Source organism: Brucella sp. TWI559 (assembly GCF_039674265.1).
GTDB lineage: Bacteria > Pseudomonadota > Alphaproteobacteria > Rhizobiales > Rhizobiaceae > Brucella > Brucella chromiisoli.
Genome location: NZ_JBDJNE010000006.1, coordinates 141,096 through 162,027, shown reverse-complemented (window position 1 = coordinate 162,027; position 20,932 = coordinate 141,096). Strand labels below are relative to the sequence as shown.

Here is a 20,932-nt window from a genome sequence, read left to right as displayed (position 1 = left end):
GCTATCAGATACATTATAAGGCGTCCATGAACGATGAAACCGCCCCTTCGAATAAAAGCCCGGAAAAAACAGAGCTGCGTCGCGGCTGGACGACGGGCGCCTGCGCCACAGCCGCAACAAAGGCCGCACTGACTGCGCTGATTACCGGCGAATTCCCCGATCCTGTCGGCATCATACTGCCAAAAGGCGAGGTCCCCTATTTCCAGCTTGAATATGAAGGGCTGGGCGAAGGCTATGCCATGGCAGGTATCGTCAAGGATGCAGGCGACGACCCGGACGTCACACACGGCGCGACAATCATCTCAACGGTTTTCCCTGCCCCTCCCGGCACTGGCATTGTGTTTCAGGCAGGCGAAGGCGTCGGCACAGTCACGCGTCCCGGTCTGCAAATCCCGCCCGGTGAAGCAGCGATCAATCCAGTTCCGCGCCGTATGATGACCGAAATTTGTGAACAGATTTGCGCTGAATATGGTCTGCCTGCCGATCTGGTGATTACGATCTCTGTTCCGGGCGGCGAGGAAATCGCGCAAAAAACGTGGAACCCGCGCCTTGGTATCGTTGGCGGCATTTCGATCCTGGGCACAACAGGTGTTGTGCATCCCTTTTCCTGCTCGGCTTGGATTCATTCGATCCATCGCGGCATCGATGTGGCGCGTGCTGAAAAGCAAAAGCATGTGCTCGCTGCGACAGGCTCAACGTCCGAAGACGCAGCACAAGCCATCTATGATTTGCCGGATTTTGCCATTCTCGATATGGGCGACTTTGCGGGTGGTGTGCTCAAGTATTTGCGCGAACACCCCATCGACAAGCTCACCATTGCAGGCGGCTTTGCGAAGCTGACAAAGCTTGCTCAGGGCGAACTTGATCTTCACTCCTCGCGCTCACAAGTCGATAAAAATTTTCTCTGGACCATTGCCGAAAAGGCCGGTGCGCCAAACGACATGAAGGACCGGATTCTTTTTGCCAACACTGCACTGGAAGTGCTTGAAATGACTCAAGGCATTGGCATCGACATGGCGACGCCGATCGCCGAAAAAGCGAAGCAAGTCGCGCTTGAAACCCTGCGCGGCGCGCCTGTTGAAGTCGAAATCATCGTGACGGATCGCAAAGGCAATATCCTTGCCCGCCTCTAAAATACTCATTCTTGGCGGCACAGCGGAAGCAGCAAAGCTTGCTTCCGCACTCAATGTCCTGCCCGTCGAAGCCATCACGTCCCTTGCAGGCCGAACAGCCAATCCAGCTGCAATCAACGGCAAAGTGCGCACAGGCGGCTTTGGCGGCGCAGACGGTCTGGCCACTTATCTGGCAACAGAGAAAATCAATCTTCTGATCGACGCAACCCATCCCTATGCAACGCGCATTTCACACAATGCTGTTGTGGCGTCCAGTATGGCAAAAATTCCGCTATTGCGGCTCGAACGCCCGGCATGGGAAAGGGAAAACGGCGATAACTGGATTGACGTCGCAAATGAAGCGCAGGCCGCAACGATAATCCCCACTGGCGAACGTGTTCTGCTCGCACTGGGCCGACAACATATTGCGCCCTTTGCAGAGCGAAGCGATGTTCACTTCATCATGCGGATGATCGACCCGCCGGAAGTAACATTGCCTCGCGATTGTGAAATCGTTCTGGCAAAGCCAGAAAACTATGAATCCGAGAAACAACTCCTGAGCGACCGAAAGATCGGCCTGATTGTCAGCCGCAATTCCGGCGGCAGCATTTCTTACGCAAAAATCAAAGCAGCGCGTGATCTTGCCATACCCGTCATGATGATCGCTCGCCCCCCCGTGGAAGCCAAAACCGTTGTCGCTACCGTAGAAGAAGCAATTGAATTTACACGTTCCGTTTTAAGGTTTTGAGCGCGCAATATGGCTGTGGGCTTCATGATAAAGCGCTGAATCACGGAAGTTTTGGGGATCAAGTCCGCGCCCGACAAACACCATTGCCGTTCTTTTCACGCCTGAAACTGCAACTTTCTCAACAATATCCGACAGTGTTCCGCGCAAGATCTGCTCATCTGGCCAACCCACGCGATAAGCAACGACCACCGGGCAATCTGCCCCATAAAGTGGCGCCAGCTCCGCCTCAATCTTCGCAAGATTGCGGATCGACAGATGAATCACCAAAGTCGCACCGGATTTACCCAATGTGGCGAGATCTTCACCTTCCGGCATGGCGGATGATTTTACCGAAGTGCGCGTGAGGATAATGCTCTGATTGACTTCGGGAATCGTCAGTTCCTGCTTCATGGCAGCCGCAGCCGCAACAAAAGCCGGGACGCCCGGCGTCACATCATAAGGAATGCCTAACGCATCAAGCCTGCGCATCTGTTCAGCCATCGCACCGTAAATCGATGGATCGCCTGAATGGACGCGTGCAACATCATGCCCTTTGGCATGAGCGGCCTCAATTGCTGCAATGATTTCATCCAGCGTCAGCGAGGAACTATCAATCAGCAACGCGTCTTCTGGTGCAGATGCAACAACCTCTTTGGGCACCAGCGAGCCTGCATAGATGCAGACCGGACAGTTTTCTATCAGTCGCAGACCACGCACGGTGATGAGATCTGCGGCACCGGGACCGGCTCCAATGAAATGAACTGTCACGTTTTCTTCCTCTGTTCAGGCATTCCGAATGCCTGGCAGGCAGCAGAAAAGTCAATCTTTTTCAGGCAAAAGCCCTTGAATATCATTAAAGATCGACTGCCACTCTTCCGGCGTCAACTCGAAGAAGTTGAAGCTTCTGAGCAGAAATGCACCCTCATTGGCAATAAACGCCAGTCGCGCGCGCCTGCCTTCTGGCGTTGAAACATCAAGACCATCCCACTGTTTGCGATACCATGTCCGGGTTTCATCAAGATACTGGGAGTTGGGAATAAGGCTCGCGATCATAGCGGCAAACCGAGAATCGTCCTCAGCATCGCTTTCGCGTGTCACCGCGATATGGGCTGCGATGTGCGAAATCGCGTCTTGCTTATGCTGCTTGCGCGCTGTCACCAGATCGTCGAACCGGCCGCCCCACCGCTCGATCATGGCTTTCATCAACCCGTCTTTGTTACCAAAGCAATATTGCACGCCGCCTTTTGTGACGCCGGAAGCTTGCGCCACCGCATCCATGGTCAGAGCAACGATGCCACCTTCGGCAACCAGCTTCTCGGCCATATCAAGCACATGATCACGGTCGATTGAGCGCGGACGGCCAGTTTTTTGCAATTCCTTACTTTCCATACAGGTGGATTTATATTATGTCAGCCACCCTGACAAGTTTGAATACGTTCGTATTGAAAAGGTATAATCCAATGTTGCCGCAAAATCGCTGGCTCGTTCTCGCAATAGTTTCCAGCGCACTTTTCCTCATCGTTGTGGATATGACAGTGCTTTACACAGCATTGCCACGCCTCACCCATGATCTCGCGGCAAGTGCTTCCGAAAAGCTCTGGATCATGAATATCTACCCGCTGGTGGTGGCAGGACTGTTGCCGGGCCTTGGCACACTGGGCGACAAGCTCGGCCATAAGCGCATGTTCATGAATGGTCTGGCCGTGTTTGGCCTTGCATCGCTTTGCGCGGCTTATTCTCCAAACCCGGAAGTGCTGATTGCAGCCCGTGCATTCCTTGCTTGTGGTGCGGCGATGATGATGCCTGCCACACTGTCGATTATCCGGCTGACCTTCACCGATGAAAAAGAACGCTCGCTTGCCATTGGTATCTGGGCGGCAATTGCTTCGGGTGGCGCTGCCATCGGTCCTGTCGCAGGCGGTATCCTGCTCGAATATTTCTGGTGGGGTTCCGTATTTCTAATCAACGTGCCCGTTGTTCTGGTGGCGCTTGCTCTTTCGGCCTTCAACCTCGAAAATCGCCCACTTGGCTCCCAGCGCAAATGGGATCTCATCGGCTCGATCCAGATCATGATCGGCCTGATCGCGCTGACCTACTCCATCAAGGAGCTCGCCAAGCGCGATGCATCAATGGCTGTCTTTGCGAGCGCTTTGATCATCGGTCTCATCGCTACGACCATTTTTGTGCGCCGTCAGTTTTCAAGCAGCGAACCGTTGATTGACTTCTCGCTGTTCAAAAACCGGCTTTTCGCTACAGGTGTGTTTGCAGCGCTTGTTGCATCGGGTTCGATGACCGGCATGGAGCTGGTTTTTAGCCAGCGTATGCAGTTGATCGAAGGCATGACGCCGTTGCAGGCTGGCCTGATGATCCTGCCAATTCCGCTTGCAGCTTTCGTCGCAGGGCCGCTGGCTGGCATGATGTTGCCACGTCTTGGTGCAGGCAAAGTGCTCTGGGCGTCGCTCGGCATCACCGCTCTTGGCGTAGTGATCTATATCCTCACCTACAAGCTCTCAGCGCATTTCTATCTGGCAGGGCTTGCAGTCTTAGGTTTTGGCGTTGGCTGTGCAATGACAGGCGCATCGTCATCAATCATGAGCAACGCTCCAGCCGAGAAGGCTGGTATGGCGGCCTCTGTCGAGGAAGTGTCGTTTGAACTTGGCAATGCGCTGGGCGTGACAATTTTCGGTAGCATTCTGTCGGCCTTCTATACCGCCAGCCTTATTTTGCCGGTCGGCGCGGATATTCCGTCTGTTGCACGCGATAGCCTTGATGAAGCGCTTATCGTCGCACAATCAATGCCTGCTACCGATGCAGATAGCTTGATTGCGCTTGCATCGCAGGCATTCGAAAATGCCTATGTGGCCGTCATTATGACGACCGCTGCTTTGCTGATCGTTGCAACCGTTGCGACTTACATCGCGCAACGCCGCAAATTGCTCTGATTAGGAATGTGCCATCGCCAGCGCGGCGGTGGCACGACCTTCCACCGTCTTCTCGATAATAAGAGCGGCATTCGTCCCTGCGGCAGCAAGTGCTGCAGATTCCGCAACGCCATGGCACCCCACCGACGCAAACACCACGTCCGACGGATTTTTCAACCTTGGTGTTTCTTGCTCAAGTTGCCCGGCATCAAAAAATCGCAGCTCACAGCCATAATGCGCAGCAAGCTCCAGCCAGACCGGATCACCCTGCTTGGTGGCAAGCGTTGCAATGACTGTCGGTCGATTCAAACCTGCTTTGCTCAGAACCCTGTCTGCCAACGAAACGAGTTCTTCCAAGCGCACGCCTGACGAACAGCCCATCCCAAGAGCGGCGCGTTTTTCCTTAGACCGCACGGGGGGCCGGATTATGCGCTTCTCTGATATCTTCAGCTGTAATGCCGAGAATATCAGCAATGCGCTTGATCATTGCTGTTTCCGACTGATCAACATGATCATCCGCACGCGCAATCCGCACCAGGTCACGAAGCAGTGACGAACGGCGCTCAGGCGCCATTTCAGCCAACATCGAAGCCGCCTGCTTTGTAGTCGTCTCATAGCCAAAGTCTTTGAGATATTCTGTCACTTCCGGCAGTTCTTCTGCTGAAATGCCAAAGTTCTCGGAGACAATCTGCCTGAAAGCCGCAATTTCTGCCGGGTGACGATCACCATCGGCAAAAACCACATGAAGCAGAAGAAGCAGTTCCGAAGCGAGTGCCGGATCTTCGGCAACACGCTGCACAGCACTTTTTTTGCTGAGAAACGCAGTAATACGTTCGAAAATGCTTTCGCTCATGGATGATCGTCTCCTGATATTAAATAGACTTGCATTGATAATGCTGCGCGAACCGAAAAACAACGCTGGCCTTCATTGGTTCCCTAAAATAGCTGTCTGGCGCAATGAGACCGTCTGCACTATGTTGCATCAACTTTTGCCGGATCCTCTCCATGCTTGAATTTTTCGATACCTTGACGCTCCTTTTGACCATGGCCGCTTTCATTGCGGGCATCATCGATTCTATTGCTGGCGGAGGCGGCATGATCACGATACCCGCGCTGCTGCTCGCTGGCATCCCACCTGTCGAAGCACTCGGCACAAACAAGCTGCAAGGCCTGTTCGGCTCTTCCTCGGCAACCATCGCCTACGCGCGCAAAGGGCATGTGAACATCAAGGAACAATGGCCGGAAGCCATTGCATCGCTAATCGGTTCTGTTCTGGGCGCGCTTTTAGCAACCGTCCTGCCCGTCGATATCATGCGGGCAGCATTGCCAATTCTGCTGATAGCGATTGCCATTTATTTTGCAGTGAAACCAAGCCTTGGCGACGTGGATCGCGCACGCCGTATGGGACCATTCCTGTTTGGCGTTACGCTGGTGCCACTGATCGGCTTCTACGACGGACTGTTCGGACCCGGCACCGGCTCATTCTTCATGTTAGCGTTCGTAGCCCTTGCGGGTTATGGCGTGCTGAAAGCCACCGCTCATACCAAGCTGCTTAACTGCGCATCCAATATCGGCGGCTTTGCCACCTTCGCGCTTGTTGGCACAATCAACTGGAAAATTGGCATCTGCATGGGCATTGCGCAGTTCATTGGCGCACAGATTGGCGCGAGCCTCGCTATGAAGATCGGCTCGCGCATTATCAAGCCACTGCTCATCGTGGTGAGCCTAGCACTCGCCGTGCGGCTTCTGATGGAACCAAGCAATCCACTCCGGCAATGGCTGGGCTTCTGAATGCGCGAAGCGATAATGTCAGAATTCAATTCCCTTCTGTGCCTTCACACCTGAACGGAAAGGATGCTTGATCAATTCCATCTCGGTAACGAGATCGGCAGCGTCAATCAGCTCGTCCTTGGCATTACGGCCCGTAATGATGACATGCTTCATCTCAGGTTTAGCGGCAAGCACTTCGATTACCTCTTCAACAGGCAGGTAATCATAGCGCAGCACGATGTTGAGTTCGTCGCAGAGCACCATATCGTAGCTTTCATCAAGGATCATGGCTTTGGCTTGCTCCCAAGCGTCACGGGCCATGGCAATATCGCGGGCGCGATCCTGTGTTTCCCACGTAAAGCCCTCGCCAAGTGCGGAAATCGTCACCTGTTCAGGGAATTTCTCCAGCACCCACCGCTCGCCAGTATCCCATGAGCCTTTAACGAACTGCACGACGCCAACCTTCATGCCGTGACCAAGGGCGCGGAAAACCATGCCGAAACCAGCCGTTGATTTGCCTTTTCCCTTGCCTGTATGAACAATCACAAGGCCTTTTTCGTCGGTCTTGGTGGCTTGAATCTTGTCGCGCGCCGCTTTCTTCTTGCGCATCTTATCTGCATGGCGGGCATTCAATTCCTCTTCCGTCATTGAAAGAAGTTTTGCAGATTTCTCAGCCATTTAATGCCCTTTCCGGAATCATTTTCATAAGATTTTCGAGCTCAAACCGCGCTGAATTGGAACGCGGCACCCAGAAGCCGCGTTCAATCGCATCGTTGAGTTTGGATGCTGTTTCGGCGAGTGCCGCCGGATTTTTATCAAGCATGAAATCATGCACTGCTCTATCGGCAATATAGGCCTGATAGACTGCTTCGAAGTGATGGTTACCGACTTTGCCGGTGGTCGCCGCGAAAGCGAAAAGATAATCAACCGTGGCTGCAATTTCCGCAGCGCCCTTGTAGCCGTGGCGCATAACGCCAGCGATCCACTTGGGATTGGCCGCACGACCGCGCACAACGCGCGCAAGCTCTTCTTCAAGTGTGCGGATCACCGGCTTTTCAGGCTTCGAATGATCGTTGTGATAGACGGTCGGCATCGCGCCCGTCAGTTTTTCAACCGTTGCAGCCATGCCACCTTCAAACTGATAATAATCATCGCTGTCGAGCAGATCGTGCTCGCGGTTATCCTGATTTTGCACCACCGCCTGCACAGAGCGAAGCCGTTCTTCAAGAAGCCCGCGCTCCGCTTGGCCCTCTTCGCCTGCACCATAGGCATAGCCGCCCCAGACAAGCCAGGCTTCCGCCAGATCATTGCGCCCAGCCCAACCATTCTCATCCATCAGTGCCTGCAAGCCAGCGCCATAAGCACCCGGTTTTGAACCGAAGACGCGATAGCCCGCGCGACGTTCGGCGGTCTTTTCATCCGCACCCGTTGCGATAAGACGCGCCTGTTCGGTCTTTATGCGGCTAGCAATCGGATTATCTTCCGTCTCTTCATCAAGCGCACCCACAGCTCGCACGGCCTTGTCAAACAGTGCAATCTGTTCCGGGAAAGCATCACGGAAAAAGCCGGAAATGCGCAGCGTCACATCCACGCGCGGACGACCAAGCTTGGCAATCGGCACGATCTCGTACCCGGTGACTCGACGCGAAGCCATATCCCATAAGGGTTTTACACCGATCAGCGCCAACGCCTGCGCAATATCATCACCGCCAGTGCGCATGTTGGATGTGCCCCATGCGGTCAGACCAAATGAGGTCGGCCACTCGCCATGATCCTGCGTGTAACGGGTGATCAGCAGTTCCGCTGATTTGCGGCCCAGCTCCCACGCCGCTGGTGTTGGCACGGCACGGCTATCGGTCGAAAAGAAATTGCGCCCGGTCGGCAAGACATCTGGACGCCCACGCGTTGGCGCACCCGACGGACCCGGCGGCACAAACTGTCCTGAAATAGCGGATAGAAAACCTTCAATCTCCGAAGGTCCACACGCGCTCACCATGGGGCGCAAATGATCATTAATCGACTGCAGCACGGCATTGGTCTGTGTCCAATCTGCCGGACACTCGACTTCGCCCTCAACAAACTGCGCAGCCAGCAATTCGATACGCTCGACCGTATCACCAGCAATACGCCAACTTGCAGGACTTGCACCTACCAGCAATTCAGGCTTCGCCCCAGTCCAGGGTTCGGCCATTGCACAATCGAGCGGATCAAACTCTTCGCCAAGGCCTGCGTCTCTGGCGATAGCGCGCTGCAGGCTCTGCTCGCCCGGCAAGCCACCCAGCGCAACGGGAATACCGCGTGGAACACGCGCCAGTGCCACCAGCAAATCGGTGAGCAAGCGCCCTTGAGGGGCCAGACCAAAAATATGCAACCCATCGCGGATCTGCATTTCCTTGAGATCACAAAGATAGGCATCAAGCTTTTGCAACGCCATATCTTCATCATCATGGTCATGAATACCCGCATCGCGGTCGAGACCAATATCGCGTACCAGATCAAGGATCTGCACTTTCAACCGCAACAGGCGACGCGGATCAACGCCCGAAGCCTCGTAATATTCATCGACCAATGCTTCGAGATCCTTGAGCGGACCGTAGCTTTCAGCGCGCGTTAACGGCGGTGTCAGGTGATCGATGATCACAGCACCCGCACGGCGCTTTGCCTGCGTGCCTTCACCCGGGTCATTGACGATGAACGGATAGACATGCGGCGTTGGACCGAAAACAGCTTCAGGATAACAGTTTTCCGACAGCGCTAAGGCTTTACCCGGCAGCCATTCCAGATTGCCATGCTTGCCCATATGCACGATAGCATCGATCTTCGCCACATCGCGCAGATAAGCATAGAACGCGATATACCCATGCGGCGGCACCAAATCAGGCGAGTGATAGGTCTCTTTCGGATCTATGTTATAACCACGTGCAGGCTGAATACCGGCTATTGTTTCGCCAAAGCGCATCAGCGGCAGCGCAAAACCTTCAAGCCTCTTATCAAAGAACGGATCATTTTCCGGCCCACCCCAACGGGTTTCAATTTCCTCCTGAATCATATTCGGAAGCTTTGCAAAGAAAGCCTTGTATTGATTCAAAGAAATGACTTCACGGATGACACGCCCATCACGCGCCGCATTGGTTGGGCCAGCCATCAAAAGCCGAATGAAAGCATCGCCATCGGCAGGAACGTCACCAACCGGATACCCCTCGCCCGCCATGGCGCGCAGCACTTCCACTGTTCCGGCAGGCGTATCAAGCCCGACGCCATTGCCCAGCCTGCCATCACGGTTCGGATAATTGGCAAGGATCAGCGCCACACGGCGCTCTTCTGGCTTTTTACGCTTAAGGCGCACCCAGTTTGCCGCCAATTCAGCGACAAAAGCCACGCGACCCAAATCCGGCTCGTGGGTAACGATATTGGCTTCAACAGTGCTATCGAATTGCTTTGCCGATTTGAAAGACACTGCACGCGACAGCACGCGGCCATCAATTTCAGGCAGCGCGACATTCATCGCAAGATCGCGCGCCAGCAAACCCTGCTGCGATGCTTCCCATGTGGCTTTTGGCGTACCGGAAAAAATCACCTGCAAAACCATATTGCCGCGCTTATCCAGCACGGTCGGTTTACGCTCCGCACCCGGTGACGAAATCGCAAAGCCGGTTGCATTGAGCACAATGTCCGGCTGGCAATCGTCAAACAGGCCATCAACCACTGCTGCTGAAAGCCTGTCCTTGAGGCTGGAAACAAAGATCGGAACCGGATTTAGTCCCTTTGCCTGCAATGCACTGATCAGTGCTTCAACCGGCTGCGTCTGTCCGCTTTGCACAAGCGCCCGATAAAAAATGATTGCCGCAGCAGGTGCATCAGCGTCCTGCCATTGCTTACGGATGAGATCGAGCGATGGCGTTGCCATATTTGGCCACCACAGCCCGGCTTTGAGAAGCGGTGCCGCCTCTTCCGGTTTCTCGCTCTCATCAATCAATGCTGTGCAATAATTGAGAAAGCGCGATGTATTGGCAGCCCCGCCCTCAATTAAATATTGCCAGAGCGCATCGCGCTCCGGTGCGGAAATGGTGGAGAACCGTTCAAGCCCATAATCAGGCTTATCATCACCTGGCAACACCGCAATTTTAATGCCGAGCGAAACAGCACAGGCATGAAGCGCCTCAAGCCCATAAGGCCAATAGGTCTCGCCACCAATAATCCGTACAACAATAAGCTTCGCATGTTGTGCCGTGCGCTCAATATAAGCATCGACCGACATGGGATGTGTCAGGCTCAGGAAATTGGCGAGCCGCAGACTTGGCCCTTCTTTCACAAGCTTGTAGGCGTGAGAAAGACTGGCCAATTCCGTATCGGCGGCGGAAAGGAACAAGATATCGCCCGGCGTCTGACCGAGGTCGACGGCCTCATTGCCGTCGCTGATCGTTCCCTTCTGGGCAAGTAAGAGATGCATTACGAGGTCGCATCTTTCACGGCTTTGGTGATCGCCTGTTCATCGATCTCATGCAGACCAATGACGACAAGACGCGTATTGCGCACTTCATCCTTACCCCATGGGCGGTCGAAATAATGCTCAATACGCGGGCCAACGGCCTGCACAACCAGACGCATCGGCTTGCCCGGCACATCGACAAAGCCTTTGAGACGCAGAACATCGTGTGCAGCAATCACCGCCTTGAGCTTCTCGGTAAATGCCTTCGGATCGGTAACCGAGCCTGCTTCAACGACAAAGCTTTCAAACTCATCGTGATCATGCTCATGGCCATCGGCATGATGGATTTCATGATGCGACTTGCGGTTGGCAATATCGTCTTCCGTCCCCACTCCAAGGCCGAGCAATACGTCTGCACCAAGCTTGCCAAAGCTTGCGGGCACCATGTTGACGCGACGCGTTGAGCGTTCAGCCACATCGGCCTTCACGCTATCGAGTTTCGACGGATCAACGAGATCGGCCTTATTGAGAACAATCAGGTCAGCTGCATGAATCTGATCCTCAAAAAGTTCCTCTAAAGGGCTTTCATGATCAAGAGATTCGTCCGCTGCGCGCTGTGCATCAACCTTATCGTGGTCATCCGCAAAACGACCTTCGGCAACGGCAGCGGCATCGATAACCGTCACCACGCCATCGACTGTTACCTGCGTCTTGATTTCAGGCCAGTTGAAAGCTGCGACCAGCGGCTGCGGCAGTGCCAAACCGGATGTCTCAATCACAATATGATCGGGGCGGTCCGCACGGTCCAAAAGCTTGGTCATGGTCGGAATGAAATCATCAGCAACGGTGCAGCAGATGCAGCCATTGTTGAGTTCGATCACGTCTTCCTCACGGCAGCTTTCAATGCCGCAGCCTTTGAGAATTCCACCATCGACGCCCAGATCGCCAAACTCATTGATGATAAGCGCAATACGCTTGCCATTGGCATTTTCCAGCAGATTACGGATCAGTGTCGTCTTGCCGGAACCTAAGAATCCGGTGATCACCGTTGCTGGAATTTTCTGTCCCTGCATCAAATTAACCCTTCATTTTGAGCGACAGACCTGCCGCCATGAAATAAACTTCATCTGCCACTGATGCCACAGCCTGATGCAAAAACCCGGCTGAATCGCGAAACGCGCGCGCCATCCGATTTTCCGGCACAATGCCTAAACCAACTTCGTTGGAAACGAAAACAACCGGCCCTGAAAGCTCAGGCAATGCCGCTATCAGCGTCTCAGTTTCAGAAGCAATATTCTGCTCTGCCATCATCAGATTGGTGACCCAGAGCGTCAAGCAATCGACCAGCACAAAGCGGTCATGCCGCACGCATTTTTCAAGCGCGCCCACAAGGTCGAGCGGCTCCTCCACCGTCTGCCATTCACGCCCGCGACGATCGCGGTGAATGGAGATGCGGCTTTCCATTTCTTTGTCGAATGCGCGCCCTGTCGCAAGATAGACGGGTTGAAGACCTGAGCCTTCAACCAGTTTCTCCGCATAAGACGACTTACCGGATCGGGCTCCGCCAAGAACGAACGTGATTTTTGCATTTTCATTTCGTGGCAGAGCCATGCCTATCAGCCTTCAATATCCGACTTTGCATAGGCCTGAATAAACCAGCCCAGCGCAAGACCAATCACTGCCCACATGAACAGGTTTGTTGCGAGCGATGCGACGGCATATTGCGAAGCAAGCAGCGCTGGAATTGGTGAGGCAATATCGTGCGGATGCGGTGCACCATAAAGATGTGGGGCGATAATCAGCACCAGTCCAAGGATTTTAGAAACAATCTCAGCACGCAAAACCAGCAGATAGATGCCGACACCACTCAACACCACGGTCAAGATCCACCAGAGCTGACGCTGCGCCAGGTCGGCGGCAGGCATCGCAGGCAATTCCGGCGAAAGCCCTAAAGCTGGCAGGAAAGCGACCGCAAAAAAGCCGGCTATCCCCCAGAGGATACCATTCTGCGGTGTAATACGGCGACCGAGAAGAAGCGCAACCCCACCCAGAAGCAGGGCAAAACCTGCACCGGCCACGAGATTGGCAAGCAATGTGTTGCCAAGACGACCAAACGGCAGTTCAGCGCCCTCTTCTTCTTCGCCATCACTGGCAGCCACCGCAGCATGGTCGTGTGGCGCAGCCGCTTCGGCGTCACCATGGCTATGACCGCCACCGGCGTCTTCATAAGTTTCCGCCTGAATGATCAACGGAACGGTTTTCAAATACATGGCAGGCGTCACGAGAAGCCCTGCCAGAAGGCCAGCAGCAAGCGTGGCCAGAAGATAACGGATCAACATTTCATTCCCTCAACAGCAATCCCGCTTCGATGATTGTCCCCCATCGAGCGCTGCTTATTTCCTGTTTTAAAAGCTAAAGGCTTAGTGGCAGGGAAAACCGTATGAATGACGCGTGTCATGCGCCGAATCATGCAGCATATCAGAATGGGCTATCCCAACGCCGTAAATCAGAAATGCGCCGAGCATGAGCGACACCACTGCCGTTCCAAGACGAGCAGCAAGGGAGAGAGGGAGTGTATTGGAAAGTGAATTTTCGTTACGCGCAGCCATGACAACCTCCGTGCAGGCAGCAGGGAAAACCTCCCAGGGGGTGCGGACATAATGTCCTTCACGCAACAGGCAGGTCTCCTGGCTCACGGGTCGTGGGGAGTGATGCACCTTCCCAGAAACGCTGATGTTTCCAGTGGTTGCCGGTTGCCCGGCTTGCCTCATCCCTCTCCGCTCTACAGTCGCGGGGTCGGCTGCGATAAAGACGCCCGGATTGGGTCCGTCGGTCGCATTCCCTTTTTGGTATCGCCGGGATTCGTTCCGGCAAAGACCTATTGCATAAAGTGACATTAGGCGTTCACTGTTGCGGCGTCAATCGAGTGCAAACAACCCGTCAATATCAAGGCAGGACTCAAGGCCATCAGCCAGTTCATCAAGCGCGGTTTCAATGCTTTCGCGATAGTTCCCACCTGAACCGCACACACCGAGCCCCGCCAGAAATCTATGCCGGAACGCATCTGCACTGAAAGCACCATGCAGATAAGTCCCCATGATACGTCCGCTCGCAGAAACGGCACCATCATCATGATCACCGATCCGCGAAAATGGCCGGATCACATCAGGGCCAGTGGTACGCCCGATATGAATCTCATAGCCATCAAGCTTAGCATCATAAAGCTGTGAGTGCGCCACAACATTGCGCACGACTTTCTCAGGCTCCATCACGGTTTCGACGTCCAGCAGTCCCAACCCGTCTATGTTGCGCACCTGTCCCTCGATACCGTCCGGGTCGCTGATCCGTTTGCCGAGCATCTGAAACCCGCCGCAAATGCCAAGCACATGCCCGCCGCGCCGCACATGAAGCTGCAAATCGCGCTCCCAGCCGTTTTCACGAAAGGCAATCAGATCGGCAATCGTCGATTTCGTCCCCGGCAAAACCACAAGCCCTGCATCATGCGGCAGTGGCTGGCCGGGCGGAACCATGACAACTTCAACCTCACACTCCGCTTTCAGCGGATCAAGATCATCGAAATTCGCAATGCGCGGCAACATGGGAACTGCCACTTTCAACGCCTTGGCATCACCCCGCGTTGCGCGTTCCAGCACCACCGAATCCTCCGCAGGCAAACGCGACACGGCTTTAAGCCACGGCACGACACCAAACGATCGCCAGCCCGTAAAACGGGTAATTGCCTCAAGACCATCATCAAACAGCGAAACATCGCCACGAAACTTGTTGATCAGAAAGCCACGCACCATGGCACGGTCTTCTTCGGCCAGAATTGTATGCGTTCCGACCAGCGATGCAATCACTCCGCCCCGATCAATATCTCCCACCAGCACCACCGGCACATTTGCACGTGTGGCAAAGCCCATATTGGCAATATCACCGGCGCGCAGATTAATTTCGGCAGGCGACCCCGCCCCTTCAATCAACACCAGATCAGCACCTTCACTGATAAGATCAAAGGATTCCATCACCGCGGCCATCAGCTGCGGCTTCAATTGTTGATAATAACGCCCGCGCGCCTCGCCACGCACTTTTCCCTGCACAACGACCTGACTGCCCATATCGGTCTGTGGTTTCAGCAGAACCGGGTTCATATGCACCGATGACGGCACACCGCACGCCAGAGCCTGAAGCCATTGCGCGCGACCAATCTCACCGCCATCCTCGCTAACGGCTGCATTGTTTGACATATTTTGCGGCTTGAATGGCCGGACTTTCAGCCCCCGATTGCGTGCCACACGGCAAAGACCGGCAACAAGCACGCTTTTGCCGACATCCGAACCCGTTCCCTGAAACATGATTGCGCGTGTCATGCGAGCTTGCCTATCCCAAGTTTATGCCACTGGCAATCACCAGCGATTGCGGCAAGCTTATATGCAAAAATGCGCATCAGTTTATTACAAAAGTGAGCAACATTATTCCAAAGCAGCGTTGGCAGCCGCGCGCCATTGTGATCTAGTCGCTTCAGGAGGATGCGGTGCTCATAGGGAGGAAACCATGGATACTGCCGACCAGAACCAGTTTGAACTCAACGAGGATCAGCGCGCCATTCAGGATATGGCCCGCGGCTTTGCATCCGATTGCGTTGCGCCTTATGCACTGCAATGGGATCGCGAGAGACATTTCCCGATTGACGTCATAAAAGAAACCGGCCCACTCGGCATGGGCGGCATCTACGTTCGCGAAGACGTAGGCGGATCAGCACTCAAGCGCTCAGACGCGGTCCTTATTTTCGAGGCAATCGCCGAGGCCTGCCCCGCTTTTTCAGCCTTTATCTCCATCCACAACATGGCTGCATGGATGATCGATACGTTTGGCGATGAAAGCCAGCGCCAGACATTCCTGCCCAAGCTCACATCAATGGACTGGCTTGCGAGCTATTGCCTGACAGAACCCGGATCCGGTTCCGACGCAGCCGCACTTTCCACCCGCGCGCAGCGCGATGGCGATCATTATGTGCTTAATGGCACCAAGCAGTTTATTTCCGGTGCAGGCGCCACTGACCTGTATGTCACAATGGTGCGTACCGGCGAGGACGGCCCGAAGGGCATTTCTGCCATTGTTGTGCCGAAAGATGCGCCCGGCCTGTCATTTGGTGCCAATGAGCACAAGATGGGCTGGAACATGCAACCCACCCGAACGGTGATTTTCGACAATTGCCGCGTGCCAGTTGCAAATCGTCTGGGTGACGAGGGCACCGGTTTTAAGATCGCTATGGCAGGCCTTGATGGCGGACGCTTGAACATCGCCGCATGCTCGCTGGGCGGCGCACAATCGGCACTGAACAAGGCACTGGAATACTCAAGCCAGCGCAAGGCTTTCGGCCAGACAATTGATCGCTTTCAGGCATTGCAGTTCCGCCTGGCGGATATGGAGACCGAGCTCTCGGCAGCACGACAGCTTCTTTACTCGGCTGCAAGCAAGCTTGATCGCAAAACCCATGATGCCGGCAGATGGTCAGCCATGGCCAAACGCTTTGTTACTGACACTGGTTTTGATGTGGCCAATGACGCGCTGCAAATTCTGGGCGGCTATGGCTACCTTCATGATTACGGCATCGAAAAACTTGTCCGCGATCTGCGCGTTCACCAGATTCTTGAAGGCACAAACGAGATCATGCGCGTCATTGTTGCACGCCATATGATTGGACGCTGATACATATCTATATGGGAGAAAATCATGGCCACTATCGCTTTTATCGGCCTTGGCAACATGGGCGGACCGATGGCCGCCAATCTGGTGAAAGCCGGGCATAAGGTCATTGGTTTTGATCTGCTGCCTGCTCATCTTGAAGAAGCGAAAGCCAATGGCCTTGAGATCGCAACCAGTGCTGCGGGCGCCGTTCAAACCGCAGATGCAGTGATCACCATGCTGCCCGCAGGCAGACATGTTCTTTCGGTTTATGAAGACATCATGCCTTATGCCCGAAAAGATTCAGTTTTTATCGACTGCTCGACAATTGATGTCGATTCTGCACGCAAGGCCCACCAGATTGCAGCAAGAAACGGCCAGCTTTCTGTTGATGCGCCTGTATCAGGCGGCACAGGCGGCGCTTCTGCCGGCACGCTGACTTTCATGGCAGGCGGCAGCGACGATGCCTTTGGCAAGGCCGAACCGCTGCTTCAGCCTATGGCCGGTAAAATCGTTCATTGCGGCGGTGATGGTGCAGGACAGGCTGCAAAGATCTGCAACAATATGATCCTGGGCATTTCGATGATCGGCGTCAGTGAAGCCTTCGTACTCGCTGAAAAGCTGGGGCTCTCGCATCAGGCGCTGTTTGATGTGGCTTCAACCTCATCAGGCCAGTGCTGGTCACTGACAACTTACTGTCCTGTACCGGGACCGGTCCCGGCATCGCCCGCCAATCGCGAATATAAGCCCGGATTTGCAGCAGCCCTGATGCTCAAGGACCTCAAGCTTTCACAGGAAGCGGCAAAAAGTTCGGGTGCTGCAACACCATTGGGCGCACATGCAGAAGCGCTTTACAGCCGTTTCGACAATGAAGGCCATGGAGGGGAAGATTTTTCAAGCATCATCAACTTCCTTCGCGCAACAAAGACGGTTGATGAAAACAAAGCCTGATGCATTTTCTCTGAAGAAAGTTGAAAAAACTTCACTTGTTTAGATTTGCTTAAGTGTCTGATAACGGTCCGGTAACAATGTTGCGCTAGAAAGGAGCAAGAGACGGTTTACACCTTCTCGACGCTCCGGATCTGGTACTGCGTACCGGAGCTTCAGTCTCTTCCGCCTGTGTATTGTTTGGTGGAAGCGCCATGCGTATTTGGCAAGACCGTGCACCTGACGAGGCAGCGCGGTTTTCTGCCGTTGCTGATAATTCATAAATTATACGTGATGATATTGTAAGTTTTTACTTCCGTGATTGAAATCAGGCCATAATCCTGTGAGAGGTATTTCAATTGGAGTACCGTTCGGTCTATTTTGCCAGCTAGACTCCAAGATCTATCGAATTTAAGCATCGTATTTCTTGAAATGCGATTCAGATTTTGGGCAACAGCATTTTGACCACCCTCAAAGCAACCACAGCGCACACTGCAAATAAGTCACTCTTTGGCCTGCCTTTGGCAGTGGTCTTTGTGCTTTGCTATTTTGCTTTTCAGGCAATTCTTGTAACTCTTGTTTCCAATGGCGCTGGCCTTGATGATGCCGAACAGCTGGCCAATATCGGCTATCTGGACTGGGGATATGGCGGATCGCAGCCGCCTCTCTACACATGGATAACCAATATTGCAGCCTCCGTGCTTGGCACATCGATGCTCACGCTGCAAATCGTCAAATTCAGCATGCTTGCCAGCCTGTTTCTGAGCGTCTTTGGCGGAATGCGACTTTTGGGCTTCTCCCGTATGGTCGCTTCAGCATCCATGCTGGGACTGTTCCTCATTCCGCAAATCGGCTGGGAATCACAGCGCGCGCTGACCCATTCCATTGCAGGCACTGCGGGTTGCGGCTGGGCATTTCTGGCTTTTGCATGGCATATGCGTGACCGACATGCCGTTTCCGCAGCAGCACTCGGCATTGCAATGGCAGCGGCCATTCTCGGCAAGTTCAACGCATCGCTGTTTGTGATTATGCTGATCGTCACCGGATTATCGGTTGCAGACTATCGCAAGGTCCTGCTTTCAAGGCTCTCTTTTATAACGATCACTGCATTTGCAATTTGCTTCACGCCAACAGCGAACTGGATGCTTGCACACAAGTCGAGTGTGATTGCGCGTTCCGAAAAGCTTCAGATCGGTGCATCCGGCAGTCTGATCTTCGATCGCCTGAATGGTGTGGGAAGCTTCATCGAAGCAGCTTTTCTCTTCGCTGTCGTGGTACTTGCAATCGCGGGCATCATATCTCTTGTTCATCGCTCCAAACGCACCGCGCCAAGCAGACCATTCACCAATGGTGAAGCGTTCATGCGGCGTCTTCTCGTAGTGGGAATGCTGATCGTTTTGGTGGGCGTGGTCGTTGCTGGCGTCAGCAACATAAAGGATCGCTGGCTGCAACCGGTGCTCTTCCTTACGCCAGCGGTCATGGCATGTCTTTTTGAACAATATCGCCGGAACACGCGCGCGCTTACCGAATTCGCGGCCATTAGCATTGCGCTATCGCTCGTTGTACCGCCTGTTCTTGGCTATTATCTGACCTATGGCTCTAGCACTCCGCCCTATGGTCAACTGGATTATCAAAGCCTTTATCAAGAGATACGCAAAGATGGTGATTTTAAAACAATCCTGACAGACAACGCGCAGATTGGCGGGAATTTCAGGCTCTTCGATCCATCAATCGAAGTGATCCACCCCGAAACACCTTATGGTGCATCACGCGCCTCAAAACCTGTACTGGTGATGTGGTTTGGTGATACTGCCCCAAATGCACGTGTATCCACGCTTATGCGTGAAGCAAATATCATGGCACCCGATACTGGCATCAAGACTGCAAACATCATCTACCTAACGCGTCCCGATCAGCATATGACGGTGAGCTACTTCTTGCAGAAGTAAAAAGGTTCGGGAGAACCCGAACCTTTTTTATCACTCAACGGTTTCCTGAACAGCGTGAGCCGTGCTCTTAACATCGCGCCCCACGCCGCGAACCGTATTGGCGCAGGATGCAAGTGTGAAAGCACAAAGAACGATAGCAACTGGAACAATACGAGATAGCTTCATAGGTGTCTCTCCATTTAGATGCAGTTCTAACAAGATGCCCCCAAACAATAGTCCCGCCTTGGCCAACGTCCTGATGGCGAGGCCATATTTTGGCTCTCACATTGGTCATTTAGCGTAGCTTTTCCTCCCGGCAAGAGCAGCGATTTAGCCGCACGCAACAACACTGCCCCACCCCGAACGTAACGTCTCAAACCGGCCGCTACGGCGATACGATTCAAAGACGTTACGCAGATGATCAGCAACCACCTGAATATGTTGCCTTGCATCGGGTTTAATGATCATGCCAAGCTGATAACGGCCAAGCTGCGGCAAATTATGTTCAGGGCCAAGAGGCACGATGCCTTCCCCCAATAAGGTTTTGCCAAAAGGAGCGATCGCAAGATCCGCCTGTATCGCGGCGCGCTGGCCCGTAGAATGCGAACTCATATAGGCAATGCGGTAGGCCCGCCCCGATTTCTCAAGCGCCTCAAGTGCATTTCCGCGCCAAGCGCAGCCCTCTTCCCATATGGAAAGCGGCAAGGGATCACGGCGATAAGCAGTGCCGCATCTGGCACCCGCCCAAACCAGCTCCTCATCGAGCAATATCTCAACATCACCTTTGCTTGGGACTGTGTGTGAGAGATTGACCAGCGTAACATCAAGCCGTCTTTCATCAAGACGCTTGCGCAGATTAGCGCTCTGATCGATCACGACATCGACCGTAACACCCGGATGCGTTTCTGCAAAACGCTTCAAAACGAGCGGCAACACACATTCACCAATGTCATCAGGCGATCCGAGCCGAACAACCCCAGTCACTGTCGGCGCGACAAATTTCGCCACAGCCTCACGATTGAGCGCCAGCAGTCGCCGCGCATAACCAAGCAGCACTTCGCCATCGCTGGTCAGCTTCACAGAACGCGCATCCCGTTCAAAGACCGCAGCGCCCAGTTGCTCTTCAAGCTTCTTGATCTGCATGGAAACAGCCGAAGGTGTGCGAAACACCACATTGGCAGCCGCCGAAAAACTACCCGTATCGGCAATGGCTGCAAATGTCCGCAGCACATCTATATCAAGCATTGGCAGAGGATGCTGTACGGGCGCTGTCATCGTGGGCTCCACATGAAGTTAGTTCAATTTTTCTGACTTTATACCTTTCTATATTTCGTTTGATTGAACGTCAAGATCGCGGCAAGCTTCAAACATAGAGGTCAAGACACGTCAGAAAACACTTGATCTCAATTCTGCCTGGAGAACAAAAATGA

The 20,932-nt window shown here is 53.9% G+C and carries 20 protein-coding genes and 1 riboswitch; of the genes, 7 read left to right on the top strand and 13 right to left on the bottom strand.

Annotation, left to right across the window (positions count from 1 at the left end):
* Positions 1-26: 26 nt before the first annotated feature.
* The gene (locus tag ABE530_RS10150; protein ID WP_499694426.1) at positions 27-1,133 is read left to right on the top strand and encodes a cobalt-precorrin-5B (C(1))-methyltransferase; all 1,107 of its coding nucleotides are present in this window, start codon (positions 27-29) and stop codon (positions 1,131-1,133) included.
* Positions 1,120-1,860: a cobalt-precorrin-6A reductase gene (locus ABE530_RS10145; RefSeq protein ID WP_499694425.1), complete on the top strand. Its 741-nt coding sequence runs from the start codon at positions 1,120-1,122 to the stop codon at positions 1,858-1,860. The genes ABE530_RS10150 and ABE530_RS10145 overlap by 14 nt, the downstream gene beginning before the upstream one ends.
* Here ABE530_RS10145 and cobM read toward each other — a convergent pair.
* Both cobM and ABE530_RS10135 read right to left on the bottom strand, forming a co-directional pair.
* Positions 1,849-2,607 (bottom strand): precorrin-4 C(11)-methyltransferase, encoded by a 759-nt coding sequence (gene cobM, locus ABE530_RS10140; RefSeq protein ID WP_499694424.1) that lies wholly within the window; start codon positions 2,605-2,607, stop codon positions 1,849-1,851. The two genes, ABE530_RS10145 and cobM, sit on opposite strands and share 12 nt — an antisense overlap.
* Positions 2,608-2,658: 51 nt before the next feature.
* Positions 2,659-3,213, bottom strand: a complete 555-nt coding sequence (locus tag ABE530_RS10135) for a TetR/AcrR family transcriptional regulator (protein WP_499694423.1) — start codon at positions 3,211-3,213, stop codon at positions 2,659-2,661.
* 86 nt (positions 3,214-3,299) lie between these two features.
* On the opposite strand from ABE530_RS10135, the gene ABE530_RS10130 reads away from it, so the two are divergent.
* Positions 3,300-4,781: an MFS transporter gene (locus ABE530_RS10130; protein WP_499694422.1), complete on the top strand. Its 1,482-nt coding sequence runs from the start codon at positions 3,300-3,302 to the stop codon at positions 4,779-4,781.
* Here ABE530_RS10130 and ABE530_RS10125 read toward each other — a convergent pair whose 3' ends face one another.
* Positions 4,782-5,141, bottom strand: coding sequence for a cobalamin biosynthesis protein (locus tag ABE530_RS10125; protein WP_499694463.1), 360 nt, complete (start codon positions 5,139-5,141; stop codon positions 4,782-4,784). It lies immediately after the preceding gene.
* A 22-nt stretch (positions 5,142-5,163) separates the two neighbouring features.
* Positions 5,164-5,613, bottom strand: a complete 450-nt coding sequence (locus tag ABE530_RS10120; RefSeq protein ID WP_265985320.1) for a tellurite resistance TerB family protein — start codon at positions 5,611-5,613, stop codon at positions 5,164-5,166.
* A 152-nt stretch (positions 5,614-5,765) separates the two neighbouring features.
* Here ABE530_RS10120 and ABE530_RS10115 point away from each other — a divergent pair, with 152 nt between their 5' ends.
* A complete protein-coding gene (locus ABE530_RS10115; protein ID WP_499694421.1) occupies positions 5,766-6,551 on the top strand; it encodes a TSUP family transporter in 786 nt (261 codons plus the stop codon).
* 18 nt (positions 6,552-6,569) lie between these two features.
* Here the strand turns inward: ABE530_RS10115 and cobO are convergent, their stop codons facing one another.
* The 7 genes from cobO to ABE530_RS10080 form a co-directional block, all read right to left on the bottom strand.
* Positions 6,570-7,208: a cob(I)yrinic acid a,c-diamide adenosyltransferase gene (gene cobO, locus ABE530_RS10110; RefSeq protein WP_265985324.1), complete on the bottom strand. Its 639-nt coding sequence runs from the start codon at positions 7,206-7,208 to the stop codon at positions 6,570-6,572.
* Complete coding sequence (cobN, locus tag ABE530_RS10105) at positions 7,201-10,980, bottom strand: cobaltochelatase subunit CobN (protein WP_499694420.1); 3,780 nt, start codon at positions 10,978-10,980, stop codon at positions 7,201-7,203. The genes cobO and cobN overlap by 8 nt, the downstream gene beginning before the upstream one ends.
* Positions 10,980-12,032 carry a cobalamin biosynthesis protein CobW gene (cobW, locus tag ABE530_RS10100; protein WP_499694419.1) on the bottom strand — a complete coding sequence of 351 codons (1,053 nt, stop codon included), beginning with the start codon at positions 12,030-12,032 and terminating at the stop codon, positions 10,980-10,982. The genes cobN and cobW overlap by 1 nt, the downstream gene beginning before the upstream one ends.
* Before the next feature lie 4 nt (positions 12,033-12,036).
* Positions 12,037-12,570 carry a bifunctional adenosylcobinamide kinase/adenosylcobinamide-phosphate guanylyltransferase gene (gene cobU / locus ABE530_RS10095; protein ID WP_499694418.1) on the bottom strand — a complete coding sequence of 178 codons (534 nt, stop codon included), beginning with the start codon at positions 12,568-12,570 and terminating at the stop codon, positions 12,037-12,039.
* Positions 12,571-12,575: 5 nt separating this feature from the next.
* Positions 12,576-13,298, bottom strand: a complete 723-nt coding sequence (locus tag ABE530_RS10090) for a CbtA family protein (protein ID WP_499694417.1) — start codon at positions 13,296-13,298, stop codon at positions 12,576-12,578.
* 81 nt (positions 13,299-13,379) lie between these two features.
* The gene (locus ABE530_RS10085; protein WP_265985329.1) at positions 13,380-13,568 is read right to left on the bottom strand and encodes a CbtB domain-containing protein; all 189 of its coding nucleotides are present in this window, start codon (positions 13,566-13,568) and stop codon (positions 13,380-13,382) included.
* A 51-nt stretch (positions 13,569-13,619) separates the two neighbouring features.
* A riboswitch (cobalamin riboswitch) is annotated at positions 13,620-13,856 on the bottom strand.
* Positions 13,857-13,877: 21 nt separating this feature from the next.
* Positions 13,878-15,329, bottom strand: a complete 1,452-nt coding sequence (locus ABE530_RS10080; RefSeq protein ID WP_499694416.1) for a cobyric acid synthase — start codon at positions 15,327-15,329, stop codon at positions 13,878-13,880.
* 184 nt (positions 15,330-15,513) lie between these two features.
* Between ABE530_RS10080 and ABE530_RS10075 the strand changes: the two genes are divergently transcribed.
* From ABE530_RS10075 to ABE530_RS10065, 3 genes are all read left to right on the top strand, one after another.
* Entirely contained in the window at positions 15,514-16,671 is a 1,158-nt protein-coding gene (locus ABE530_RS10075) for an isobutyryl-CoA dehydrogenase (protein ID WP_499694415.1), read from the top strand.
* A gap of 24 nt (positions 16,672-16,695) precedes the next feature.
* A complete protein-coding gene (gene mmsB, locus ABE530_RS10070; RefSeq protein ID WP_499694414.1) occupies positions 16,696-17,598 on the top strand; it encodes a 3-hydroxyisobutyrate dehydrogenase in 903 nt (300 codons plus the stop codon).
* 437 nt (positions 17,599-18,035) lie between these two features.
* On the top strand, positions 18,036-19,523 hold the full coding sequence (locus ABE530_RS10065) for a glycosyltransferase family protein (RefSeq protein WP_265985334.1): 1,488 nt from the start codon (positions 18,036-18,038) through the stop codon (positions 19,521-19,523).
* Between the two features lie 30 nt (positions 19,524-19,553).
* Here the strand turns inward: ABE530_RS10065 and ABE530_RS10060 are convergent, their stop codons facing one another.
* Positions 19,554-19,688, bottom strand: coding sequence for an entericidin A/B family lipoprotein (locus ABE530_RS10060; RefSeq protein WP_094539832.1), 135 nt, complete (start codon positions 19,686-19,688; stop codon positions 19,554-19,556).
* 144 nt (positions 19,689-19,832) lie between these two features.
* A complete protein-coding gene (locus ABE530_RS10055; protein WP_499694413.1) occupies positions 19,833-20,777 on the bottom strand; it encodes a LysR family transcriptional regulator in 945 nt (314 codons plus the stop codon).
* Between the last annotated feature and the right edge of the window lie 155 nt (positions 20,778-20,932).